At 62.1% G+C, this 24,055-nt stretch carries 16 protein-coding genes and 2 pseudogenes; 9 read left to right on the forward strand and 9 right to left on the reverse strand.

Annotated features, from left to right (window positions below; all coding sequences use genetic code 11):
• The first annotated feature begins 60 nt into the window (after window positions 1–60).
• The 3 genes from AC3YMN_RS00680 (at window position 61) to AC3YMN_RS00690 (ending at window position 3,799) form a co-directional block, all read left to right on the forward strand.
• A complete protein-coding gene (locus tag AC3YMN_RS00680; RefSeq protein ID WP_489888539.1) occupies window positions 61–1,122 on the forward strand; it encodes an ATP-dependent DNA ligase in 1,062 nt (353 codons plus the stop codon).
• A 204-nt stretch (window positions 1,123–1,326) separates the two neighbouring features.
• Complete coding sequence (locus tag AC3YMN_RS00685; protein WP_489888540.1) at window positions 1,327–2,391, forward strand: polysaccharide pyruvyl transferase family protein; 1,065 nt, start codon at window positions 1,327–1,329, stop codon at window positions 2,389–2,391.
• On the forward strand, window positions 2,378–3,799 hold the full coding sequence (locus tag AC3YMN_RS00690; protein WP_489889178.1) for a Coenzyme F420 hydrogenase/dehydrogenase, beta subunit C-terminal domain: 1,422 nt from the start codon (window positions 2,378–2,380) through the stop codon (window positions 3,797–3,799). The genes AC3YMN_RS00685 and AC3YMN_RS00690 overlap by 14 nt, the downstream gene beginning before the upstream one ends.
• A gap of 17 nt (window positions 3,800–3,816) precedes the next feature.
• On the opposite strand, the gene AC3YMN_RS00695 is transcribed toward AC3YMN_RS00690, so the two are convergent.
• The 4 genes from AC3YMN_RS00695 to AC3YMN_RS00710 are packed head-to-tail and all read right to left on the reverse strand — an operon-like array spanning window position 3,817 to window position 7,254.
• Window positions 3,817–4,752 (reverse strand): beta-xylosidase, encoded by a 936-nt coding sequence (locus AC3YMN_RS00695; RefSeq protein ID WP_489888541.1) that lies wholly within the window; start codon window positions 4,750–4,752, stop codon window positions 3,817–3,819.
• Entirely contained in the window at window positions 4,749–5,534 is a 786-nt protein-coding gene (locus tag AC3YMN_RS00700) for a TIGR04290 family methyltransferase (RefSeq protein WP_489889179.1), read from the reverse strand. The genes AC3YMN_RS00695 and AC3YMN_RS00700 overlap by 4 nt, the downstream gene beginning before the upstream one ends.
• 23 nt (window positions 5,535–5,557) lie before the next feature.
• The gene (locus AC3YMN_RS00705; protein ID WP_489888542.1) at window positions 5,558–6,154 is read right to left on the reverse strand and encodes a histidine phosphatase family protein; all 597 of its coding nucleotides are present in this window, start codon (window positions 6,152–6,154) and stop codon (window positions 5,558–5,560) included.
• A complete protein-coding gene (locus tag AC3YMN_RS00710) occupies window positions 6,151–7,254 on the reverse strand; it encodes an inositol-3-phosphate synthase (protein ID WP_489888543.1) in 1,104 nt (367 codons plus the stop codon). The genes AC3YMN_RS00705 and AC3YMN_RS00710 overlap by 4 nt, the downstream gene beginning before the upstream one ends.
• Before the next feature lie 148 nt (window positions 7,255–7,402).
• Between AC3YMN_RS00710 and AC3YMN_RS00715 the strand changes: the two genes are divergently transcribed.
• From AC3YMN_RS00715 to AC3YMN_RS00735, 5 genes and pseudogenes are all read left to right on the forward strand, one after another.
• Complete coding sequence (locus AC3YMN_RS00715) at window positions 7,403–9,181, forward strand: hypothetical protein (RefSeq protein WP_489888544.1); 1,779 nt, start codon at window positions 7,403–7,405, stop codon at window positions 9,179–9,181.
• Between the two features lie 319 nt (window positions 9,182–9,500).
• On the forward strand, window positions 9,501–10,709 hold the full coding sequence (locus tag AC3YMN_RS00720; protein WP_489888545.1) for an efflux RND transporter periplasmic adaptor subunit: 1,209 nt from the start codon (window positions 9,501–9,503) through the stop codon (window positions 10,707–10,709).
• A complete protein-coding gene (locus tag AC3YMN_RS00725) occupies window positions 10,710–13,832 on the forward strand; it encodes an efflux RND transporter permease subunit (protein ID WP_489888546.1) in 3,123 nt (1,040 codons plus the stop codon).
• 524 nt (window positions 13,833–14,356) lie between these two features.
• Window positions 14,357–15,382, forward strand: a pseudogene (locus tag AC3YMN_RS00730) (glycosyltransferase); the annotation flags it as partial.
• A gap of 274 nt (window positions 15,383–15,656) precedes the next feature.
• A pseudogene (locus AC3YMN_RS00735) lies at window positions 15,657–16,763 on the forward strand (glycoside hydrolase family 1 protein); the annotation flags it as partial.
• 40 nt (window positions 16,764–16,803) lie between these two features.
• Here AC3YMN_RS00735 and AC3YMN_RS00740 read toward each other — a convergent pair.
• The 5 genes from AC3YMN_RS00740 to AC3YMN_RS00760 form a co-directional block, all read right to left on the reverse strand.
• Entirely contained in the window at window positions 16,804–18,816 is a 2,013-nt protein-coding gene (locus AC3YMN_RS00740) for an aldo/keto reductase (protein WP_489888547.1), read from the reverse strand.
• A gap of 26 nt (window positions 18,817–18,842) precedes the next feature.
• Window positions 18,843–19,931 carry an ABC transporter ATP-binding protein gene (locus tag AC3YMN_RS00745; protein WP_489888548.1) on the reverse strand — a complete coding sequence of 363 codons (1,089 nt, stop codon included), beginning with the start codon at window positions 19,929–19,931 and terminating at the stop codon, window positions 18,843–18,845.
• Window positions 19,932–19,941: 10 nt separating this feature from the next.
• Window positions 19,942–20,778 carry a carbohydrate ABC transporter permease gene (locus tag AC3YMN_RS00750; protein ID WP_489888549.1) on the reverse strand — a complete coding sequence of 279 codons (837 nt, stop codon included), beginning with the start codon at window positions 20,776–20,778 and terminating at the stop codon, window positions 19,942–19,944.
• Window positions 20,775–21,635, reverse strand: a complete 861-nt coding sequence (locus tag AC3YMN_RS00755) for a carbohydrate ABC transporter permease (RefSeq protein ID WP_489888550.1) — start codon at window positions 21,633–21,635, stop codon at window positions 20,775–20,777. Before AC3YMN_RS00755 ends, AC3YMN_RS00750 begins: the two co-directional genes overlap by 4 nt.
• A 74-nt stretch (window positions 21,636–21,709) precedes the next feature.
• Window positions 21,710–22,987 carry an extracellular solute-binding protein gene (locus tag AC3YMN_RS00760; RefSeq protein WP_489888551.1) on the reverse strand — a complete coding sequence of 426 codons (1,278 nt, stop codon included), beginning with the start codon at window positions 22,985–22,987 and terminating at the stop codon, window positions 21,710–21,712.
• A 153-nt stretch (window positions 22,988–23,140) separates the two neighbouring features.
• On the opposite strand from AC3YMN_RS00760, the gene AC3YMN_RS00765 reads away from it, so the two are divergent.
• Window positions 23,141–23,989 carry a helix-turn-helix domain-containing protein gene (locus tag AC3YMN_RS00765; RefSeq protein ID WP_248305130.1) on the forward strand — a complete coding sequence of 283 codons (849 nt, stop codon included), beginning with the start codon at window positions 23,141–23,143 and terminating at the stop codon, window positions 23,987–23,989.
• Window positions 23,990–24,055 lie beyond the last annotated feature (66 nt).

Raw genomic sequence — 24,055 nt, forward strand, 5'->3', positions numbered from 1 at the left:
CCATGCCGCTTGCGGGAACCAAGGGCAAGGGAGTCCGCTTGAAGAAGCGGAGTATCCCCCATGCCCAAAGTGCACAAGATCGCGACACCTTCCCCACCCCCGCCTGCCGACTTCATCGAGCCCATGGAGGCAAAGCTCGTCGAGGACTTGCCGCAAGGCGAGGGCTGGCAGTTCGAGCCGAAATGGGATGGCTTTCGCTGCATTGCGGTCAAGGCCGGAGGTGAGGTTGCGCTCTTCGCCAAATCCGGCAAGCCTTTGGGCCGGTACTTCCCGGAAATGCTCGCTGCGCTCGCGGAGGTTCCTGCCGAGCAGTTCGTGTTGGACGGTGAACTTGTGATCCCAACTGGGGAAAGCCTGTCCTTTGATGCCCTGCAGATGCGACTGCATCCCGCAGAAAGCCGCGTGCGTAAGCTCGCCGCTGAGACGCCAGCCCTGCTCGTCGCGTTTGATCTCCTGGCCGATGCCAGTGGCGCAAGCCTTATTAACTCGCCTCTAGAAGAACGCCGCGAGAAGCTTGAGGCCCTTTTGACCAATGCACCGGAAGCCGCGCGACTGCGCCTTTCCCCCCGCACCGAGGACAGGGCGCTGGCCGAGGGTTGGCTAGGCGAGACGGGGGCGACAATCGACGGGGTTATCGCCAAGCGCCTCGATACTCCCTATCAGAGTGGCGTGAGGGCGATGCTCAAGATCAAGCGCATACGAACAGCCGATTGCGTCGTGGGCGGCTTTCGCTATAGCAGCAATAACCACGAGGTCGGCTCCCTGCTGCTCGGGCTCTATAACGCGCAAGGCTTGCTCGATCATGTGGGCTTCACCTCGGGCATCGCGTCGCGAGACCGGGCCGAAATCACCGCGCGAGTAGAAGCACTTGCCGGCGGCGAAGGCTTCACCGGCGACGCCCCGGGCGGCCCTAGCCGCTGGAGCACCGAACGTTCTGCGGAATGGGTGCCACTCAAACCTGAACTCGTGGTTGAGGTTTTCTATGACCATGTCACTGCTGGCCGGTTCCGGCATGGGACGCGGCTGCATCGTTGGCGGCCTGACAAGGCGCCGCGCCAGTGCACTTTCGAGCAGATCACGCCGGCTGCATCGGCCGATGCCCGGGCAGCTCTGAACCTTTAGGATCATGATGAACGGCTTGCTTACCGTATCCGGTTAGGCTCTGGTTGCCAGCTTTGCCTGCTACTCGCAGGAGCAAGCTAGCGTTGGAAATATCGCCCTTGTCCACCAAGACTTCGACGCTGGAGGGCCGGGCGAGCCATTGCCTTCCCATTCCCCCTCGTGTTCTTAAGGCCTCGTTCTTTATTGCTTCGGATAGTGTCTCGCATGGTTGCACCGCAAAGGCTCGGCGTTCTCACCTTTCATCAGTGCATCAATTACGGCTCGTATTGGCAAGCGCGGCAACTGGTGGACGGCCTGCGGGCGCGGGGGCTGGACGCCGTGTTGCTTGAACATGACTCCGCTCGGGTGAATCGCCTGGAATGGCGCTGCGCACTGCAGCCCCTCCTGCCGATCAAGACTTCCGCCGAAGATTATCCGCGCTATCGCGAGAAGATGGGCAAGTTCTTTGCCGCCTTTGACCAATTGCCGCTGTCGCAGCGCTTTGCCCTTCATGCGCCCGAAGCTATGGAGCCCTTCGACCTGATCCTCGTCGGCAGCGATGAAGTTTGGAACCTGCGTCACCCCTGGTACGGCGCGGTGCCCCTCTTTTATGGCGATGGGCTGCGCGCTGGAAAACTGGCTTCTTACGCCGCGAGTTTTGGCAATTACCCCGCCGCCGATGGCCTCGATCCGGCTTGGGCGGACAAACTTCGGCAGTTCGATGCGATTGCAGTGCGCGACGCCAATTCTCATCGCCTCGTCAGCGACGCGCTGGGGTTCGAGCCGACCCTGGTGCTCGATCCTTGCCTGCAATTCCCCCCAGCGGCGGAGCCGCTTGTGGCCGAGACGCCTTATCTGGCGCTTTATGGGCATGGATTGCCGGGATGGTTCCGGGACGGCGTGCGCCGGTTTGCGGAGGAAAAAGGGCTGCGGCTCGTCAGCATCGGTTATCGCAATGACTGGGCCGACGAGAGCTGGATCGAAGCGGGTCCCGAAGAGTTCGCGTGCTTCATGGCTGGGGCGAGTGCGGTCGCCACCAATTTCTTCCATGGCTGCGTATTTGCGCTCCTGAACAACAAGCCATTTGCGGCCGCCCTGTCCGATTACCGCTCCAACAAGGTCCGGGATCTCATGGCGACGGTGGGGGCCGAACGGCACCTTGCCAGTGCCGAGACATCGGGCGAGCAATATGCTGCCATCTTGGGAGAAGCTCTCGACCCCATGTTGGCAGCGCGGATCGAAGCCTTGCGTGTTCATTCCAACGGCTATCTCGACCATGTCCTTGCTTGATCCGGCGCCCAAGCGGGCGGAGCCCAAACTGGTCAGTCCTGACGCCATCGTGCGCTCGGGACTGTGCATCGGCTGCGGCAGTTGCGTCGCGCAGGCGAATAACGGTGCGGCGGCGATGGATTGGGACGCCTACGGGCAGAAAAAGCCCATCGGCCCGGCCAGTTTCATGGGCGAGGCGACTGAGGCGTTTTCGCGCACCTGTCCGTTTTCGCCGTTGGCGCGCAACGAGGATCAATTGGCGCTGGAGCGTTTCCCCGAGGCCCCGATAAGCGATCCGCGCGTAGGGCGCTATGAGGCTGCCTATGTGGGCGCCGTGGCCGAGCCCGATTTCCGGGCCGAAGGCAGTTCGGGCGGAATGGTCAGCTGGGTCGCGGCGGAGTTGCTGCGCAAGGGGTTGGTGGAAGGCGTCGCCCATGTCGCGCCCGAGCTGCCCGAAACCGGCAACGGCTTTTTCCGCTATCGCATCTCGCGCGATCTTGACGAACTGCGGGGCGGCGCCAAGTCGCGCTATTACCCCGTGGATATGGCCGGGGTCATCGCGCAAATCCGCGCCGTGCCCGGACGCTACGCGGTGGTGGGCATCCCCTGTTTCATCAAAGCGGTAAATCTCCTCCGCGAGGAAGATCCTGTCCTCAAGGAGCGCATCGTTTTCGTGCTGGGGTTGTTTTGCGGCCACATGAAAAGCGCCCGGATGATCGAAAGCTTTGCCTGGCAGATGGGCGCGGAGTGGAGCGAGGTGCAAAAAGTCGAGTACCGGCTCAAGAACCCTGACCGGCCCGCCAATTGGTACACGGCACAGCTGACGCAGCGCGATGGCAGCGCCCGCACGCAGGACTGGTGGCACCTCGTGGATGGCGATTGGGGCTCGGGGTTCTTCATGAACTCGGCCTGCAATTATTGCGACGACGTGGTGGCGGAAACCGCCGACATCGCCTTTGGCGATGCCTGGGTGGAGCCCTATTCATCGGACGGGCGCGGCACCAATGTGGTGATCGTGCGTTCGCCGCTGGTGCATGGTCTGGTGCAGAACGCCATCGGCGAAGGGGGGCTGGATCTGCAGCCGGTCGACCACGAGTTCGTGGTGCAAACCCAGGCAGCGGGGTTCCGCCAGCGGCGCGAGGGGCTCGCATATCGTCTGAGCTGGCCCAAACTGGGCGTTCGGCCCCAAAAGCGAGTTGCTCCCACGCGGCAGGGCATCGCTCCGCGGCGCAAGCTCATCTACATCATGCGTTTCGGGATCAGTACCTGGAGCCACCGCATGGCCTGGCTCGCCAAGAAGACCGGGCAGCCTCGGCTCTATGTTGGCTGGGGTCGCGCGGCGCTGGCGCTCTACCACGGCGTGGCCTATGGGCGGGGGCGCATCGGCAAGCTGGTGGACAAGCTCAAGATCAAGGGGGAGGGCGGCTGACGGCCGCCCCCAACGGATCAAACCCGCAGCGGTGCGACGGTTGAGCCGCTCACCATGGTCGCGCCGGCGGGCGCATAGCGCTCGATCATCTGGCGGCAGAACTCGGCAAACTCCTCGGGCATCTGTGGAGCGCTGGTGTGATGAGGCGCGATACCGCGGTGTTCTGGCGTGAAGCAGAAGGTCACCGTGACGTTGAAGTCTTCGAGCGCCTTCATCTGGCGGTCAAACCAGTCCAGGGCATCAGGACGGAAGCTGTCAGCCCAGGACAGACCCGTGCGCATATAGGTGACGCCCAGATCCTTCATGTGCCGTACGGCATCATCGAGCCGGTGATCGTGGTAATGAAACCACTGCACCACGCCCATATCGGGCGTGTGCTTGCGGAACTCCTCGTAGGCTGGCTTGGGCGTGCCGTCTTCGCGCAGCAGTCCCATGTAGAAGTGCCGGTAGTAGGATGAGCCCTCGGCCTCACGGTGACGGGTAGTGGCTTCCCATTCGCGGGGCAGATCGTAAAGGCTGTACCACTGCATGCGCTCGACCTTGCCCTTGAGCAACTCGGCGGTACGCTGCAGGCCCCAGAGTTGGACCTCCTCGGCACCGAAAGTGGAAATGCCCACTTCGCTGATCCAGATCTGCAAGTCGGTGACGGCGCGGATTTCGTCGACCTTGGCCGGCCATTCCCCGATCTGCCACAGGTTCCAATCGAGCGGGAAACCATGCAGCGCGACCGCGTCGAGCCGGTCGAGCACGCCATAGCCCTTCATGCGGTTGATGAAGCCGGGATCGATGGGCGAAATGCCACCGAGCACACGCTTGATCGCGGGGTTCTGTGCCTTGATGGCATCGGCCGCCAAATTGACCATCTGGCCGAAACGGCTCCAATCGGGGTCGATCTCGGGGTCCCAATGCGACTTGTTGTTGGGCTCGTTCCAGATCATCGCGGCTTCAATCATGCAGTGGCTCCTGTGGCCGGGTAGACCGGCTTGGCGTAGGGGGATTGTGCCGCAGCGCGGCAGATATAGACCTCTTGCTCGGGATGGCTGACGATCTCAAAACCCGCGCTGCGCAGCAGAGCTTCGGCGGCCGCGGCATTGGGCACAAACCAGTTGGTTGGGTCGTTGCTGTAGCGCTGCTCGATAAAGTGGAGCTTGGGATAGCCGGGCCGATCGAAGATCGCCGTTTCCGAGAAGGGGTAATCCCCCTCAAGTGGCAGGATCTCGGTCGAGCCGCGCTGCATGGATTGAAACACAAGGAGGTCCTTGGCGACGTGCTCGCGGATCAGGTCCAGGGCAAGAAGCGGATGGCGCAGATGGTAGAGGACGCCCATGAAGATGACGACGTCGAATTTTTCGGCCAGCGCGCCGACATCATAGACCGAGAGCTTGCGAAATTCGATATCGGCTCCGGCGGTCTGGGCGACAAAGCGCGCTTGGTCGAGATAATGGTCATCAAAATCGACCGCCAGCACCCGATCGGCGCCGCGTTTTTTCATCTCGAGGGAGTAAAAGCCGGCATTGCAGCCGATATCGAGCACGCTCTTGCCCGTTAGGTCAGCGGGGATCGCGTCAGCAAATCTGCGGTACTTGCGGCCGGGATAATCGCCCAGGAAGTGGTTGGGCGCAGTCCAAACGCCGCCCAGATCGATATTGTGGAACCACGGCCCCAAGGTTTCAATCTTTTGTTTCAACTCATCGGCCGACAAAGCCATGACTGTTCCTTGTTGCTGCGCTTGGATGCTGATGGATACGGGCACGCTGGCTAGGAGATAACTTCGTTCAGCGTCCAGAGCTTGGCGCCCCAGTCACCAACGACAATTGTCGTGATGGATGCCGGGCCGATATCGAAACGGGGCCAGGCGTCAATGGGAAGGCCCAGAACATAGCTGACCAGTGTCTTGATGATATCGGCGTGGCTGACAAGCACGAGGCGCCTGTTCTCATGCTCTGCGACAAGGCGCTCCAGCAATGTGAGTGCCCGGCGTTGCACGTCCAGCATGGATTCTCCACCGGCCGTGCGGCTGAGGCTGCGGATCGTGTTCCATTGCCGCCAGCTTGGGTCGGTATTGAGCACGTCGAAAGTCTTGCCTGACCAGGCGCCGAAGTCCACTTCATCGAGTTCGGGCGCAGTATGGACCGGCAAGTCGCGCTCAGCTGCTATCGCCGCCGCGGTTTCCTGAGTCCGTTCACGCGGACTGGCATAAATGGCATCGAACTGCTCGCTCCCCATGCGCTGGCCAAGCCGTGCAGCCTGAGCGCGGCCTGCTTCACCCAGCCGGATGCCTGGCGTCCGTCCGGCCAGAAACCCTCCGACATTGTCATGGGCCGCGTGGCGGACCAGATAAAAAGTGGTGGTCACTCGGCCGCTCCGAGCAGCCCGTCCTCCGTGCCGGCGATAAAGGCCATCGTGCGCTGGCGCGCTTCGTCATCGGTAAACTGGGTCGGCGGCGACTTCATGAAATAACTGGAAGGGCCAACCAACGCGCCGCCAATACCCCGATCAAGCGCGAGCTTGGCGCAGCGGACGGCATCAATCACCACACCAGCCGAATTGGGCGAGTCCCAGACTTCAAGCTTGAGTTCTGCATTGAGCGGGACACCACCAAAAGTTGTGCCTTCTAACCGAATATAGGCCCATTTCCGATCGGTCAGCCACGGCACATGGTCGCTGGGGCCGACATGGATGTCGTTGGCGGGAAGGGGAACGTCGATCTGGCTCGTGACCGCTTGGGTTTTGGAAATCTTCTTGGATTCCAGCCGCTCGCGCTCGAGCATGTTGAGGAAATCGGTGTTGCCGCCAAAATTGAGTTGATAGGTGCGGTCCAGCTTGACGCCGCGCTCGCGGAACAGGTTCGCGAGCATGCGATGCACGATGGTGGCGCCAACCTGGCTCTTGATATCATCACCAATGATTGGCAGGCCCTTGTCAGCGAACTTCTGTTCCCATTCTGCGCGCGAGGCGATGAAAACGGGAATGCAGTTAATAAAGCCGCAGCCGGCAGCCAAGGCCTGCTCGGCATAGAACTTCGTCGCCTCTTCCGAGCCCACCGGTAGGTAGGAGATGAGCACGTCCACTTGCGCGTCCCGCAGAATAGCGGCCACGTCGGCGACCGGCGCATCAGACTCGGTTACTGCGTCAGCGAGGTATTTGCCAATACCATCCAGAGTGGGGCCGCGCTCAACGGTTACCCCCGTGGGAGCAACCTGAGCAAAGCGATGGGTATTGTTGGGCTCGGCGCCGATGGCTTCGGCGACATCGCGCCCGACCTTGCCCTCGGCCACGTCGAAAGCCGCCGCAACTTCGATGTCACGGATATGATAGCCGCCCAGGTCCACATGCATGAGCCCCGGCACGGGTTCATTGCCGTCGGCGTCGCGATAATAGGTGAGTCCCTGAACCAATGAAGATGCGCAGTTGCCCACCCCTACGAGCCCGATGCGAATCTTCTTTGAAGCCATGCCCTATATTCCTCGCTAAGCATCTACAATGCTGGTGCAAAACGGCGCCCCGGGGCTTGGTTCCCGTTGCGCGGGAACGCCTCCTGGCGCCTAACACAGAGCTGCATTGTGCGTTGCCGAGCGCCGTGAGTAAAGGGAGTCTGGGGAAATGCTGGTTTATGGCGACGCCGAGCGGCTCGAAAATGCCCGGGATCTGGGGGCGGAAATTACCCAGAAGCTGCTGGGTTTGCAGGGGATGCCGCCTGGAATTGCCCGGCATGCGGCGCTGGTAAGTGCCTTCATCCGTGCCGGCGAGTTGGCGCAAGGATTGCTCGATATCGCCTGGAAGATGGATGAAGCTGACGACTGGAGCGCTGATGCACTAGCAAGCAGCACCCTGCTGATCGGGCTGGCCGGGATGGTGGGACGGTCCTGGGCCGGTTGCGAACTTCAATGCGGCGAAGTTCCCGTCGAACAGCTGAACCAACTCAGCCGTTCGGTTTCGATCCGCACCAAACAAGCCGAGGGCTATGCGTTCTACGCCCTTTTTCCCGAAAGCTATCTCCTGGCAGCGCAACGATCGGGGTTGGGTCCCCATACCGTGGTGCTCGGCATACGGAGCATTGGCACGGGTCTCGCCGCCATGGTTGCGGCAGGCCTGGGCGCCGATTCCATGTTCACGCTGCGCCCTCATGGACACCCCTATCATCGGCAGATCACCGTCGCACCAAGGCTTGCCGCCAGAATCCTCGCGGACCCGCAAGCCCAGTTCGCCATAGTAGACGAAGGCCCCGGGCTATCGGGCAGTTCCTTCGGCAGCGTTGCCGATTGGCTGGAGGCTGCCGGCATTTCGCCCGAGCAGATCCACTTCTTCCCCAGCCATACAGGAGATCTCGGACCTCAGGCCGAGTCCCGCCATCGCGAACGCTGGGCCCGAGCACAACGCCACAGCATCGGTTTCGACAGTGTCGTGCTGAACAGAACTGGTTTCATGGGCGGCCTTGCGGGTTGGGTCGAGACCTTGATCGGGCCGCTCCAGGAGCCATTGCGGGATATCTCGGGAGGCGACTGGCGGCAGCTTGGATCACCTGATGCGGCCAATTGGCCGCCTGTTGACACGGGGCTGGAAAAACGCAAGCTGCTGGCGGTTTCGGCAACCGGCACTTGGCTGCTGAAATGGGCTGGGCTGGGCCGCATGGCGGACGACAGGCTGCGGCGCGGGCACCAGTTGGTGGAAGCGGGATGGACCCCGGAAATCGCGGGTATGTGCCACGGCTTCCTCGTGCAGCGCTGGGCCGACGGCAGCAGTCTGCGCCAAGCACAGCCAGAACGGGGCTGGCTGCTGGAGCAGGTCGGCGAGTACCTCAGCTTTCGCGCGCGGGCCTTTCCCGCCGACGCTGCGGGGGCATCGCTTACCGAGCTGTACGAGATGGCGCGATACAATATCGGCGTGGTGCTGGGGGAGGATGCGTCCAAGCGGGTCAGCATGGAACTGGGCGCTCCGGAGGCGCTCGCTGACCGAGTGCAACCGGCTCATACCGACAATCGCCTGCACTGGTGGGAGTGGCTGGTCAGCCCGCAGGGGCGATTGTTGAAGACCGATGCACTGGATCACGACTCGGCCCACGACCTGGTGGGCTGTCAGGACATTGCCTGGGATCTCGCCGGGGCGGCAGTCGAGCTGGAACTCACGGCGTCCGAACGCGCCAGCCTCGCCCAGAAGGTGGCAGCAGCCGCGGGCCGGCCTGCCGATCCGGAGCTGCTCGACGCCATGGAGCTGTGCTATCTGGGGTTTCAGATCGGCCTCTGGAGCTTTGCTGCCGGCAGTAATGGTGGTGCCGATGCCGAGGCCGCCCGCGCAATGGTGCAACGCTATTCCCAATTGGCGGCCGCGTGCTTATCTGGTCATTCACCTCCCAGGCCGATCCAACTTGCTGGGTCAGGGTGATTGCCATAGGGCTGCCGAAATGTGTCGTAAACCAAATCACTCGCCGTGGCGGGAAGGTGGACGGTCTCCAACCTGAATGACAACCGAAGGGGTGGCCAGAGGCAGTAGCCCGGTGGGCCGAAACTCGAAAGCGTGAACGAGGGCTGCACTCTCGGGCGGTGCTGGTTGGCGGGCTCAAGCATTGATGGGGGACAAGGACGCCGCGTTGCGTCTGAGATAGGCTGACATTTGCTTTGGCCGCCGACCGGTTCAAAGGGGCGCGAGAACCGGGCTCTTGCGGAAGATATCGGGGCCAACCCCATCAATACGGGAACACACCATGACTGGGCACACACCCAAGCCAGAATGGGCGCAAAGTAAACGTGAGCGCGACAATGCCGCCCGGGAAGCCGCAGGGCTAAAACCGCGTCGGCGGCTCGGACCCTGGATCGTGCTGGCCCTGCTTGTGCTGGGCGGGGTGGGCTATTTCCTCTGGATGCGAGCCCAACCGGCTCCCGTTGAGCCGGCACCGGTCGCTGAGGCGGCCGAGCCGGTGATGCAGCTCAATCCTCTCGAGATCACCCAGGTGGAGCCTCAGACGCTGCAGCAATTGGTCAAGGTGACGGGCTCCCTTGCGCCACAGCGCCAGACCCAGTTGGGTTCGCAGGTGGCGGGCCGGGTTGTGGCCGTGCTGGCCCGGCCGGGCGACACGGTGAATGAGGGCGATGTGCTCATGCAGCTCGACACCGAGAGCCTGCAAATTCAGCTCGACCAGCAGACCAACACCGCCGAAGCCACTCGTGCCCAGTTGCAGCTCGCTGAAAGTCAGCTGGCGCGCACCACTGATCTGATCCAGCGCGGACTGTCCGCTTCATCGGGCCTTGAAGAGGCGCAGTCGAGTGTGGACGCGCTACGCGCCAATCTTGCTGCCTTGGAAGGTCAGGTGGAGGCGGCGCGCATTGCGGTGCAAAACGCCACCCTGCGCGCGAGCATGAGCGGTATCATTTCAGAGCGCGCGGTGGAGCCGGGTCAGACCGTGCAACCCGGAACGCCCCTCTTCACCATTGTCGATCTCAGCCAGATGGAAATGGATGCGGCCGCCCCGGTGGGCGCGAGCAGCCTCGTTGCCGCCGGGCAGCCGGTGTTGATCAACGTGGAAGGGTTTGGAGACCGGACCTTTGACGGCACGGTTGATCGGGTCAACCCCGTAGCCGTAGCAGGCACTCGGACCATCCCGGTTTACATTGGCCTCGATAATCCCGATGGCCTGTTACGCGGCGGTATGTTCGCCACCGGCCAGATCGTGGTTGCCGAAGCGGTCGACGCCTTGGCGGTACCTACCGGTGCGGTGCGCGAGGATGCCGAAGGGTTCTTCCTGCTCAAGGTCGAAGGCGATCACGTCGTGCGTCAAGCCATCGAGCAAGGGTCCACCTGGAACGGGGGCCGTTTGGTGCAGATCACAGCGGGTCTGCAGCCTGGCGACATGATCGTTACCGCTCCGCTGAGCCAGTTGCAGCCCGGTAATCGCGTCGAGATGGTGGAGGGCTAGATGTTTCTTACCCGAATCAGCGTTAATCAGCCCGTCTTTACCACCATGATCATGGTGGCGATGCTGGTGTTCGGCATCTACTCCTATCAACGACTGCCCATCGAGCAGTTGCCCGATATCGACCTGCCAGTGGTTGCCGTGGTGGTGAGTTATCCCGGCGCTTCCCCTGAGGCCGTGGAAAACGACATTGTCGAGCCCATCGAAGAGGCAGTGAACACGATCAGTGGGCTCGACACCATCCAGTCGACCTCGCAGGCCGGGCAGGCCCTCGTGATCATCATCTTTGACATGAACGTCAACTCGCAGACGGCGGCGCAGGATGTTCGCGACCGGTTGGCCACGGTTGAAGCGAACTTTCCCGACAACGCCGGGGATGCGCAGGTGCTTCGCTTCGATCCTTCCGAGTTGCCGGTGATCTCGCTGGCAGTCAGCTCGGAAACAATGTCGCCGCGCGATCTGACGGCGCTCACTGAGGACGAGATTGTCACGCGGCTATCCAATATTCCCGGCGTAGGACGCGCGACTGTGGTCGGGGGCGTGCCGCGCCAACTCAACGTGCTGGTCGATCCTGATCGCCTGAACGCGTTCAATATTGGGGTCGACCAGGTGCTGCAGGCGCTGCGCCAGGAGAACCAGAACCTACCGGCAGGTTCCATTACCGAAGGTGCGCAGGTGCAATCGATCCAGGTCGAGGGCCGCATCGGCGAGGAAGCCGATTTCCTCGACATCGTCGTGGGGCGCCAGGGTGGTCAGCCAGTTTATCTGCGCGACGTCGCCGTCGTCGAGAATGGGCAGGCGGAGGTGGAAAGCCTCGCGCTGCTGAACGGGCGGCCGGCGCTGGCGATTGACGTTGTCAAGACGCAGGGCGCCAACACGGTGCAGGTCGCCGAGCAGGTGCGCGCCACTTTGGCCGATCTGCAGGCGAACGAACTGCCGGAGAGCGTGCGCATCGACATCGTCAGGGACAACGCCATTCCGGTCGAGCAGTCTTTCCATGCGGTGCAGAACATGCTGATCGAGGGCGCGGTTCTCGCCGTCGTTATCGTGTTCCTGTTCCTCAATTCCTGGCGCTCAACGGTGATCACGGGGTTGACGCTGCCCATATCGATCATCGGCACGATGATCGTGCTGTATTTTCTGGGTTTTACCCTCAACATGATGACGCTGATGGCCCTGTCTTTGGCCGTCGGCATCTTGATCGATGACGCCATTGTCGTGCGCGAAAACATCATGCGGCACTTGCATATGGGCAAGTCGCACCGGCAGGCAGCGCTGGATGGCACCAACGAGATCGGCCTGGCGGTGCTCGCCACCACGCTATCCATTGTTGCCGTGTTCATGCCGGTCGCCTTCATGGAAGGCATTTTAGGCCGGTTCTTCCTGCAGTTCGGGGTCACCGTGTCCGTTGCCGTGCTGATCTCACTGTTTGTGGCCTTCACGCTTGATCCGATGATGTCGAGCGTCTGGTATGATCCGGCCGCCCATCCGGGCGCCAAGCGCGGGCCGGTGGGGCGCGCAGTGGCGCAGTTCGACCGGTTTTTTGAGTGGATCGCACAGGGATACCGTGGCCTGTTGCGCTGGTGCCTCAAATTCCGCAAGATCACGCTTGGGATTGCATTGCTGTCCTTTGTCGGCACCTTCTTCTTGTTCCCACTTGTGGGCGTGGAGTTTGTTCCGGCGACTGATACGGGTGAATTCCAGGTCGAGATCGAGACGCCTCCGGGTTCCTCCATCGAATACACGGCCAGCAAGGTGCTGCAGGTGGATTCAACGCTCAAGCGCTTCCCCGAGGTCGAAAGCACCTATGCGACAATCAATGCGGGTACGACCACAGGTGACAACCGCGCGACGATTGTGGTGTCCATGGTGGATCAGGGACTGCGTGAGCGCACGCCAACAGAAATGACCATCCCGGTGCGCGAGGCCCTGGCGCAAATTCCGGGAGCGACGTTCATGGTGGGTGCTGCGGGGGGACTTGGGGGGCTGAGTGCGCCCATCTCGGTGACAATTTATGGCGACAACTTCGCTGTGCTGGAGCGGCTAGCCAACCAGTTGCAGGCGCGCATGGAGGAAATCCCGGGCCTAGTGGATGTGCAATCGAGCCTCGATGCCGCCCAGCCCGTTCTGGGCGTGCGAATTGATCGGGATCGCGCCAGTGATCTTGGCGTCAGCTTGCAGCAGATCGGCAATACGCTTGGCCCCATGCTGGGTGGTCAGGATGTGACTGATTGGACCGCGCCTGATGGCGACAGCTACACGGTTTCCGTCCGGCTGCCGGAGTGGGCGCGCGATGACGTTACCGCGTTGGGGTCGCTGCCGATTACCCAGAGCGGGGCCACAGGCTCCAACGGTATGGTGCGGCTGGATCAAGTCGCCGAGATCGTCCAGTCCACCGGGCCGGGCGAGATTTTGCGGCAGGATTTGTCGCGCCAGGTCAGTGTTGAGGCCGGCCTGGCTGGTGTTGAACTCGGCAACGTCATGCCAGCGGTTCAGGCCGCGACGGAAAGCTTAGTTCTCCCAGCAGGATATAGTGTTTCATTGGGCGGGGATGTGGAACAGCTCAACGAAACCGCGAGTTCGGCCGGTTCGGCGCTGCTGCTGGCGGTGATTGCCATTTATCTTGTGTTGGCCAGCCAGTTTGGCAGTTTCTTGCAACCGCTGGCGATCATGGTGTCGTTGCCGCTGGCGCTGATTGGCGTGATGGTGGGGCTGCTGATCGGCGGTTCTACGCTCAACATGTTCTCGGTGATTGGCTTCATCATGCTGATGGGCCTTGTCGTCAAGAACGCTATCTTGTTGGTAGACAACGCAAATCAGCATGTCAGGGAAGGCTGGAACCTTTACGAGGCGCTGGTGGAAGCGGGCGGCACCCGGTTCCGCCCCATCATCATGACGACACTCGCGATGATCTTTGGCATGCTGCCATTGGCGTTAAGTTTGCATGAGGGGAGTGGGCAGAATGCGCCGATGGCGCAGGCGGTGATCGGGGGGCTGGTGAGTTCCACGGCGCTGACGCTGGTGGTGGTGCCGGTGATGCTGACCTATCTCGACAGCTTCGCGCGGTTCAGCCGGCGCTTCCTGCCCAAGGCGCCATCCGATGAACCTGAGCAAATTGTTGCGTAAATATAAAGGGTTAGTAGGGAACCATTCGTCCTGCTGCCCGTTGTTAGGGTAAGCCGGCCCAAGGCGTGGCAGCGACAATTCCAGCCAATGGGTGTGCGCTTCCGCTTCTGCCGCCGCGTTCCTTTTCAGACTGATGGAGGGGCCGAGGCGAGGCAAAACCGCTGTTTGTTCATCTAGATGAACCCATTCTGAACGGGTTCTGAACGCGCGGGAGCCAGCCCATTCGCCCCGTGGCGGAGGCTTGGAGCGGGCTGCCAAGAGACCGGGAAGTTGCCACCCGGCCGAGCTCATAATGCGCTCGATTTATGACTGATGTTGGTGTTGGCGGCACCGCATCCAAAAGCCGGCGCCGTTCGTTTCGCTTTACATAGCCGCTTGGCGGCAGCTTTGGCATAGGAGACTCAATGTCAGCCCCCCTCGCGCAGTCCAAGGCCTATCCGTCCCGGTTCGAAGCGGATGAAAACCCGCTGATCTGTTTCTCCCATCTGCGATGGGACTTCGTGCTGCAGCGCCCACAGCACCTGATGCAACGATTTTCGGCCAAGCGGCGGGTGTTCTTCTTCGAAGAATACATCCCGACCGATCACAACCTGCCTTATCTGGAATATCACCCCTTTGCGGGCACGGAAGTGATTGCCGTCCGGCCAAGGCTGCCGCGGTCCTGGAGCGAAGCGGAGCGGGAGCAGGGCCTTGCGGCGCTGCTCGATCTGATGCTCAAGGTCAATCGCATAAGCAAGCCGGTGCTGTGGTTCTATACGCCCATGATGTTTGGCTTTGCCCGGCATGTGGACGCCGCCGCCGTGATCTATGATTGCATGGACGAGCTGGCCAATTTCCGCTTTGCCCCGCCCCGGCTGCGGGTACTGGAGGCCGACCTGCTGAAGCGGGCCGATGCGGTGTTTACCGGCGGCTACAGCCTTTACGAAGCCAAGCGGCACGCCCACGCCAATATCCACCCCTTTCCATCCAGCGTTGATACCACCCACTTCGCCAAAGCTCGCCGTCCTCGGCAGCTGGGCAAGATTTTTGGCTTCTATGGGGTGATCGACGAGCGGATGGATCTGGACCTGCTGGCTGAGGTTGCAGCCTTGCGCCCAGAGTGGTCGTTCGAGATTGTCGGGCCGGTGGTCAAGATCAGCGCGGCCGATCTGCCCCAGGCATCAAATATCAGCTTTGTGGGCCAGCGCGACTATGCCGATCTGCCGGGCATCGTGGCGAAGTGGGACGTGGCGCTGATGCCGTTTGCGGTCAATGAAGCCACCAAGTTCATCAGTCCCACCAAGACGCCGGAATATCTGGCGGCGGGCAAGCCGGTGGTGTCAACACCGGTGCCCGATGTGGTGCGCCAATATGGCAAGGTGCGGGGCGTCAGCATTGCGGCAGGTGCCGCGGAATTCGTGGCGGCCTGCGAAGAAGCGCTTGAGCTTGCAGCTGCTCCCGCCGGATGGCTGCCTGGCGTAGACAGGATCCTGGCGGAGATGAGCTGGGACAAGACCGCCATGAATATGGATGCATTGGTGCAGGAGGCAATCGAAGCTGCCAGCGTGCCATTGCGGCTGATGAATGGGCGGACAACGCTCGGGGTGAGCTCGGTATCGGCTTGACTGCCGGAGATCTGGCGCAGGCCAGGACCTGCCGGGCGATCTTAACCTTCGAGCCTGCCTGCGGATTCAGCGCCGACAGGCCACGTGCCGGGCTGTCGGGCTGGCCCCCTATTGCAAAGGAGGCCCCCGGCTGGCGGGGAGAACAAGCCATGCTCGGACAAGACCTTGATGCCGCTGGAGCGGTCCCGTGAGCGCCCCAGCGCCGGCGCCGGCGCCGAAGCTGTTCCAGTCCTTTATGCAGGGCGGGTTCGAATGCTCGACACATAAGCGCAAAAGCGGTTTGCGGCTCGACATCATTGCATCCAGCGAACATGACCAATTTGCCGCTGAGGATTACCGGCAGTTGCAGGACTTCGGCATTCGCACTGTGCGAGATGGCGTGCGCTGGTACCGGATCGAGACCAGCCCGGGCCAGTATGATTGGTCGAGCTGGGTGGGAATGCTGCAAGCGGCCAAAGCGACTGGAACCCAGGTCGTCTGGGACCTGCTGCATTATGGCTGGCCCGACGATATCGATATCTGGAAACCGGTCTTTGTGGACCGGTTCGCCCAGTTCGCGAGGGCGGCGGCGCAACTGGTGCGTGAGCAAAGCGATGCGGTGCCGTTTTATGCCCCGGTCAACGAAATCTCGTTCTTTGCCTGGGCGGGCGGGGATGCGCGCTATCTGAACCCCTTTGCCAGTAAGCGCGCATACGAGCTCAAGGTACAACTGGCGCGCGCGTCGGTGGCGGCGATGCGCGCCATTCGCGAGGTGGACGCGCGAGCCCGGTTTGTGCATTGCGACCCCATCATCAACATTGTGGCCTATCCGAGCCGGCCGGAGCAGGCCAAGATAGCGCAAGGGCATACACAGGCGCAGTTCCAGGGATGGGACATGTTGTCGGGGCGCCTGCTGCCGGAGCTTGGGGGTGCGCCTGACCTGCTCGACATTGTCGGGGTCAATTACTACCACAACAATCAGTGGTTCCATAAGGGGCGGACCATCAAGATGGACTCGCCGTCTTATCGTCCATTACGACAGATGCTCGCGGACACGCATGCCCGCTATAAGAGGCCGTTGCTGGTGGCCGAAACTGGCATTGAAGACGAGCGCCGGCCGGCCTGGTTTGCCTATATCGCCGAAGAAGTCGCGGCAGCGCGCGAGCAGGGCGTGCCCATGGAGGGCATCTGCCTTTATCCCGTGCTCAATCATTTCGGCTGGGACGATGACCGGCCGTGCCACAATGGCTTGCTGGAGCATCATCGCGAGGGCGACGGGCGGCGGGTGTATCAGCCGCTCGCCGACGAAATCATGCGCCAACGCGCGGCGCATCCCGATTGGCACTAGTAAGGGGAGCCCGGGGGGCTCCCCTCAGTTGCAGGAGGTCCTAGCCTTCGAGCCAGCGGACCTGTTCGGGCGTCAGCTTGATGTCGAAGGCCGACATGCTGTCATCGAGTTCGGCCAGGGTGCGCGGCCCGATCAGCGGCACGACGGGGAAGGGCTGGTGCAGCACATAGGCCAGGGCCACATGGATGGGGCTCTTGCCGAGTTCCCGCGCGAGTTGCACGGCGCGGTCCCGGCGGCCGAAGTTCTTCTCGTTGTACCAGACGCGGACCAGTTCCTCGTTGTCGAGCTTGTCGCGACCGGCACGGTCGGTAAAGAAGCCGCGCCCCTGGCTCGACCAGGCGAAGTTGGGGATCTGCCGGTCACGGAACCAGGCTTTCCACGCATCGTCCGACGAGGACACGCAGCCGGGCCAGATGACGTCCTGCATTTCGGCGAGGGCGAAGTTGTTGGAGAGGGCGCCGGGCTTCTGCTTGCCGGTCTTTTCGGCATAGGCGATGGCCTCGTCCATGCGCTCGCGCGTCCAGTTGGAGCCGCCAAAGATGCCGCGGATGCGGCCGGCCTGGACTTCGCGGTCCATGGCATCGACAAATTCACCCACCGGGACATCGGTGTTGTCGCGGTGCATGAAATAGATGTCGACGTAATCGGTTTGCAGCCGGTCGAGCGACTGGGTCAACTGCTTGCCGATCTGGTCGGGATAGCACAGGGGCGAATGGGCGCCCTTGCCGATCAGCACCGCCTGTTCGCGGGTGCCGCGGCTGGTGTGCCACTGACCAAACAGGGTTTCGGTATAGCCGGCGCCGTAGACAAAGGCGGTATCGAAGAGATTGCCGCCCTTTTCCCAATAGGCATCCATCAGCACTGAGCCCGAGGCAAAGGTGCGGAAGTCTTCAAAGCCGAGCGCCACGGCGGAAAGAGCCTTGGGGAGGCCCGGCAGGTTGCGGCGCGGGATGGTGGTGCCGCCCGCGCGCAGAGATTCGCCAGAAACGGTCGAGGTGGCGCGGGTCGATTGCTCGATGGCGAACTCGACGCCGGCTTCCTTGCGCCAGAGATCGAGGACCCGCGCATTGCCCAAAGAATCGGCCCAGGACATGCCGGGCGCATCGAGTTGGGTCTTGCCGGCAAGGATCGCCTGACTCGCCGCTTCCGCTTCGAACGAGAACAGATGGGCGTCGATGCCGAGGTCGATGGTTTCGCGGCTGCCATCGGGCTTGACGATATCGATCCGGCCGGGACCACCGGCATTGTTGGGGCCGCCGGCAAACCAGAAGCGAGGCACTTCGATGCGGCCTTCCGAGCCCATGATGCGCAGGGTGTTATCGAGATTGACGAGCACGGCGCAGGAGACCTGGGCGATGATGCCATTGGGGAAGGTGAGGGTCGCGGCGGCCCAGTCATCGGTGCCCTCGGCATTGAGGCGCGCGGTGCCGGTGACCTCGATGGGATCGAGGAAAGGCTGGTTCTGGGTAGCGCCGGCGATGAAGCGGGCGATGGAAACAGGATAACAGCCCACATCCATGATGCCGCCGCCGGCCAGATCATTGCTGAAAAGGCGATGCTCGGGCATGAAGCGGGGCATCTGGAAGCCAAAGCTCGATTCAATCATCCGAACTTCGCCGATGGCGCCCGAAGCGATGAGCTCGCCGAGTTTGCGGGTCACGGGATGCAGGCGATACATGAAGGCTTCGGCAGCAAAAGTGCCAGCCTGGCGGTGGGCATGGAACACCGCGTCGGTCGCAGCGGCCGACAGCGTCATGGGCTTTTCCACCAGCACATGCTTGCCGGCGCGAGCGGCCTTGATGGCCCATTGCGCATGGAAGGGGTGGGGCGTCGAGATATAGACGGCATCCACTTCGGGATCATCCAAGAGGGCCTGATAACCATCGACGATCCGCGCGCCCGGGAAGTTCTCGGCGAGGTCGGGCTTGCCCGGATTGCGCGCGCCAATGGCAGTGAGCGTGCCGCTCTTGGCTTGGGCGAGGCCGAGCGCGAAGGCCTTGGCGATGCCGCCTGGCCCCAGAATGCCCCAGCGGACGGGATTGGTTGTAGTCATGGTCGGGTCCCTTTGCAGAAAGTGGATCAGCGCAGCCGTTGACCGGCAGCGTCGAAGAGGAAGGCTTTGGCTGAATTGATGGACACCAGCAGCTGGTCGCGGCGGGTTTCATGGCGCGATTCCTCGCGCTCGATCACCAGCGGTTCGCCCGATTTGGTGTTGGCATAGAGGTATGAGGTGGAGCCGAGATGCTCGGCCACATCAACGGCCAGGGGGAGGTCGAGGTCGCCCGCGCCCGCTTCGCCCCAGTGTTCGGGGCGCACGCCCAGGGTGACGCGATCGCCCGCGCGCAGGCCGGGCGAAATGACGGGCATGGGCAGGCGGGCGTTGTTCTGGTTGGTGAGCTCGATCACGGTGCCATTGGCGCGGTTCTGTACCACTTCGCCGGCCAAGAAGTTCATCTTGGGCGAGCCGATGAAGCCGGCCACGAACTGGTTGGCGGGATCGTCATACAGTTCAAGGGGGGCGCCCATCTGCTCGATGCGGCCTTCGCGCAGCACGACGATCTTGTCGGCGAGGGTCATGGCCTCAGTCTGGTCGTGGGTGACATAGATCATGGTGGTGCCCAGCTCCTTGTGGAGGCGGGCGATCTCGACGCGCATCTGCACGCGCAGCTCGGCATCGAGATTGGAAAGGGGCTCATCGAAGAGGAAGGCCTGGGGCTCGCGCACAATGGCGCGGCCAATGGCGACGCGTTGGCGCTGGCCGCCCGAGAGCTGCTTGGGTCGGCGGGCGAGCAGGGGCTCGATCTGGAGGATCGCGGCGGCGCGCTTGACGCGGCGCTCGGTATCGGCGCGATCATTGCCGTTCATGCGCAGCCCAAAGCTCAGGTTCTGCTCGACGGTCATGTGGGGGTACAGCGCATAGGTCTGGAACACCATGGCGATGCCGCGCTCGGCGGGCTCGACATCGTTGACGGTGCGCCCGCCAATGCCGATCTCGCCGGTGCTGATGTCCTCAAGGCCGGCGATCATGCGCAGGAGGGTGGACTTGCCGCAGCCGGAGGGGCCGACAAAGACCACGAACTCGCCATCGGCCACATCGAGGCTGACGCCGTGGATGATGGGAACGGCGCCAAAGCGCTTGGTGACATTGCGCAGGGAAACTTCGGCCATGGCGGCGCTCCTATTTGATGGCGCCAGCGGCGATGCCGGCAATGAAGTGGCGCTGCAAGAGGAGGAAGACGACGAGCATGGGCGCTGTCAGCAGCACGGCGCCGGCCATGATGCCGCCCCAAGAGACTTTGGTCAGCCCGATCAGCGAACCGAGGGCCACGGGGGCGGTCATCATCTCTGGCTGGCTGTTAATCAGCAGCGGCCACAGGTAATTGTTCCAGGAGGCGAGGAAGAGGATGATGCAGAGCGCCGCCAGCGTCGGCCGGGCGAGGGGGAGGGCAACGAAAAGGAAAATCTTCCATTCCTTGACCCCTTCGACGCGGGCAGCATCGAACAGGTCATTGGGCATCATGGAAAAGGCCTGGCGCATGAACAGCACGCCCAGCGAATTGAAGAGGGGCGGCACGATGAGGGCAATATAGGTGTTTGCCAGCTTGAAGTCGCGGGCGACCATGATGAACTGGGGAATGACGACCACGAAATAGGGCAGGGTCAGGGTGCCCAGGATGATGCCCAGCACGACGCGCTTGCCGATGAACTCGTAGCGGGCCAGCGCCCAGCCGGCCATGGAGGTCAGGCTCACCGACAGGATGGTGTAGATCACCGCTACGCCGACCGAGATAGCCAGCGCGCGCAGGAAATTGGTGTCGGCCTGCAGATTGGCGAAGTTGGTGGCGAACTGGTCGGCCGGGATCAGATTGATGCCGGGCCCGAAGATGCGGTTCTCGGGCAGAGTCGAGAACACCAACATCATCCACAAGGGAAACATCCAAAGGAGCGCCAGCGGCACCATGAAGGCATGAAGGGCAAAGGTTCGAGCGGTCTTGTTGCCGGATCTGGTGTTCATTTCGGCTCCCGCCCCAACCAGAGATTGATCATCGAAATGGCGACGGCCAGTGCCATTAGCGTATAGGCGACCGCCGAGGCATAACCGAAATTGAGGACGGTGAAGCCTTGGCGGTAAAGGAACAGGCCCAGGGTTTCGGTCGCGCCGCCGGGGCCGCCGCGATTGGTGATCAGGAAGGGTTCGGCAAAGAGCTGCATCGTGCCAATGATCGAGAGCACCACGCAAAACAGGATAATGGGCTTGAGCAGCGGCAGGGTGATGAAAAAGAACTGCCGGAGCTTGCTGACCCGGTCCAGCGTGGCGGCTTCATAAACGTCGTCGGGGATGCCTTGGAGCCCCGATAGAATGATGATGGCGTTGTAGCCCACCCACCGCCAAGTCACGGCCATGATGATGAGCGCCATGGCCCAGGAGGGCTGGCTGAACCAGTCGATCTTGCGGATGCCGATCAGCCCCAGCACCTTGTTGACGACGCCGAAATCGAGACTGAACATCAGCCGGAACACGGCGGCATAAGCCACTTCCCCAACCACGACGGGCGCGAAAAATGCAAAGCGGAAAAGGCCGCGCGCCTTGAGCGCAGGTGAATTGAGCAGCACGGCCAGCACGGTCGCCAATGCGATCATCACCGGCACCTGGATCACGAGAATAAGCAGGGTATTGCGCAGCGCGTTGAAAAAGGCGGGATCCTTGATCAGTCGCCCCCAGTTGAAGCCGGGATTGAACACCCAAGGATTGGTGCGGGTCGCCAGGAAGCTCAGCCAGAACGAGTTGATGATCGGCCAAATCCAGAAGGCAAGAAAGATCAGCAAATAGGGCAGCAAGAAGCCGTAGGCGGTTCGCGTACGCAGCCGCATGAAGTGGAGCCTCCCGTTCCGCTTTGGGCGCTTGGTTCGGGCGGCTCGCAAGTGAGCCGCCCGAACTTGACTGGTTATTGGGCGACCGGCAGACCGGTGACGTCCGCAATCTGACCGGCGGCGTCCGCCATGGCTTCTTGGGCGGAGGGGTAATTTCCCGCGAGGTAGCTGGTCTGCACCTGACGGAAGATGGCGTCCGCATCGGCAAAAAATGCGGTGCCGCGGATCGGCTTGATCTTGGGCAGGGTCGCCAGAATATCGGCCCAGATCGGCTGGCCACCCCAATAAGGCAGGGGCTCATTGACAAACGGGTCGTCGAGTGCGGCGTTGAGGGAGGGCACAATGCCGTGCTCGCGCAGCATGGTGATCTGGCCTTCCACCGTGCCCAGAGCATAAGTGAGATAGGCGAAAGCAGCCTCGGGCGCGTCGCCGGCCGAGGTGATGGCGAGCGAGGAGCCGCCCAGATTGGCGGCACGGGCGCCGTCAGCCGTCATGCTGGGGAGGAAGTAAACGCCCCATTGGCCGGCGCTATCGGGCGCGCTGTTGCGCAAGGTGCCTTCATACCAGCCGCCAAAGATCTGGGTGGCGACAGTGCCGGCCCCGTTGGACTGGATCTTGCCACCCCAATCAGCCGCTGTGATGATGCCAGCATCGTTCATTTCCTTGAGTTTGCCCAAGGCTGCAACACAACCGGGTTGGGCGATGGTGATCTCGGTGCCGTCCGGGCTGAAATAGCCGCAGTTCTGCTCATTGGCCATCATCTGGAACACTTCAGAGCCGCCGTTGAAGTCAGCCTGGGTCATGACGACGTTCGGATTGGCCCCCATGATCTTTTGCCCGGCGGCGATGAAATCGTCCCAAGTTTGGATGGTGGCCGGATCAACGCCAGCTTTTTCATAGTAGTCACGGCGATAAAATACCGCGACCGGGCCTGAATCCCATGGCATGGCGTAAACGGCGTCACCAACCTTAAGCTCGGTGAGCTTGAAGTCGGGGAACATGGCAGCAGTCTCGGCGGTGTATCCCAGGGTGGTCTGGTCCACAAAGCAGTCCGGGAACTGGTTCCAGAAGATCTCCGCTTCACCGTTTTCGACGGTGACGATGTCGGGTAGGCCGGCGCCGCCGGCAGCACAGCCGGCCAGCAGCTTGTCAAAGACCTGCTGGTTGCCAAGGTCTTCGACCGTAACTGTGATGTCGGGGTGTTGGGCATTAAAGCCTGCAATGGTGGACTGCAGCGCGAGTGCGGCCGAATCCCAGCTCCAGATGGTGATTTCGCCCGACTGAGCCGAGGCCGAGCCAGTCGCCATGGCGGTGGCGAGCGCCAGCGTGGCGCAGGCAAGATGAATGCGCATGGTAGTCCTCCCTTTTTATTTGCTCTTCCCTTGAGCGCTTTCTAAGCTACTCATGTGGTGCCCGGCGTCCCTCCGAAAGGGAATGCCAAGTTGCCGGAAAGTAAGAAGTTGGAAAAACGCTTCTGGGAGCCTGCAAAAAGCGCGGTGGAGCGCGTGCCCAATACTCTGGTGGTCAGCCACGAGCAGCCAGGCATCATGAACACGCCCCATTGGCACGCTCAGGTGGAGATCAATTACATCTTCAGCGGTACGGTGGAGTACCGGATGCATGGGCATAATGTAGCCCTCAAAGCCAACGACCTCTGCATGTTCTGGGGCGGGTTGCCGCACCAGGTGATCGACACCTCGGAAGACGCGTTCTTTGTGGCGATCCACCTGCCGCTGGTGCATTTCTTCCGGCTAAGGCTGCCGGCCGACATGTCGGAAAAGCTGATGCGGGGCGCGACGCTCGTGACCAGCACACCCGACGGCACGGATGCCGGCAATTTCAACCGCTGGTCGCGCTATATGCAGCCGGGCGATGAGAAGCGCGCCGATCACGCCATCAACGAGTTACTGCTGCGCATCGAGCGCGTGCAGTTCGAGCCCTCGTATCTTGTGGAGCCGGATGGCACACCAAAGGGGACGCTCGAGGCGCTGGACCAGCAGTCGTTCAGTAATGTCAAAAGCATCTGCGACTTCATCGCCGGCAATTTCCGGCACGATATCTGTTCGGCCGATATCGCTTCGTCGGCCGATATCCATCCTAAATACGCTATGTCGGTGTTCAAGAAATCCACCGGCATGACGCTCAATGAATATGTGAACCTCCTGCGCCTCTCCTATGCGCAGGCGCTGCTGATGCAGGAAGATGCCAATGTGCTCCATGTGGCAATGGAAAGCGGCTTTGGTTCGCTCAGCGCCTTCAACAAATCCTTCCGCAAGATCGCCGGCATGGCACCCAGTGATTTTCGCCGCGATGCCCGGGCTCGGCCGGGTGGAGTGGGCCTGCGCCGGAACTGATTCAAGACGGATCCAGGTCGCGAGGGCAGCCGCGCCGACCCGAGGGGGCCGGCGCGACGAGAAGCC

This window comes from Devosia sp. Z11_6 (assembly GCF_058133665.1).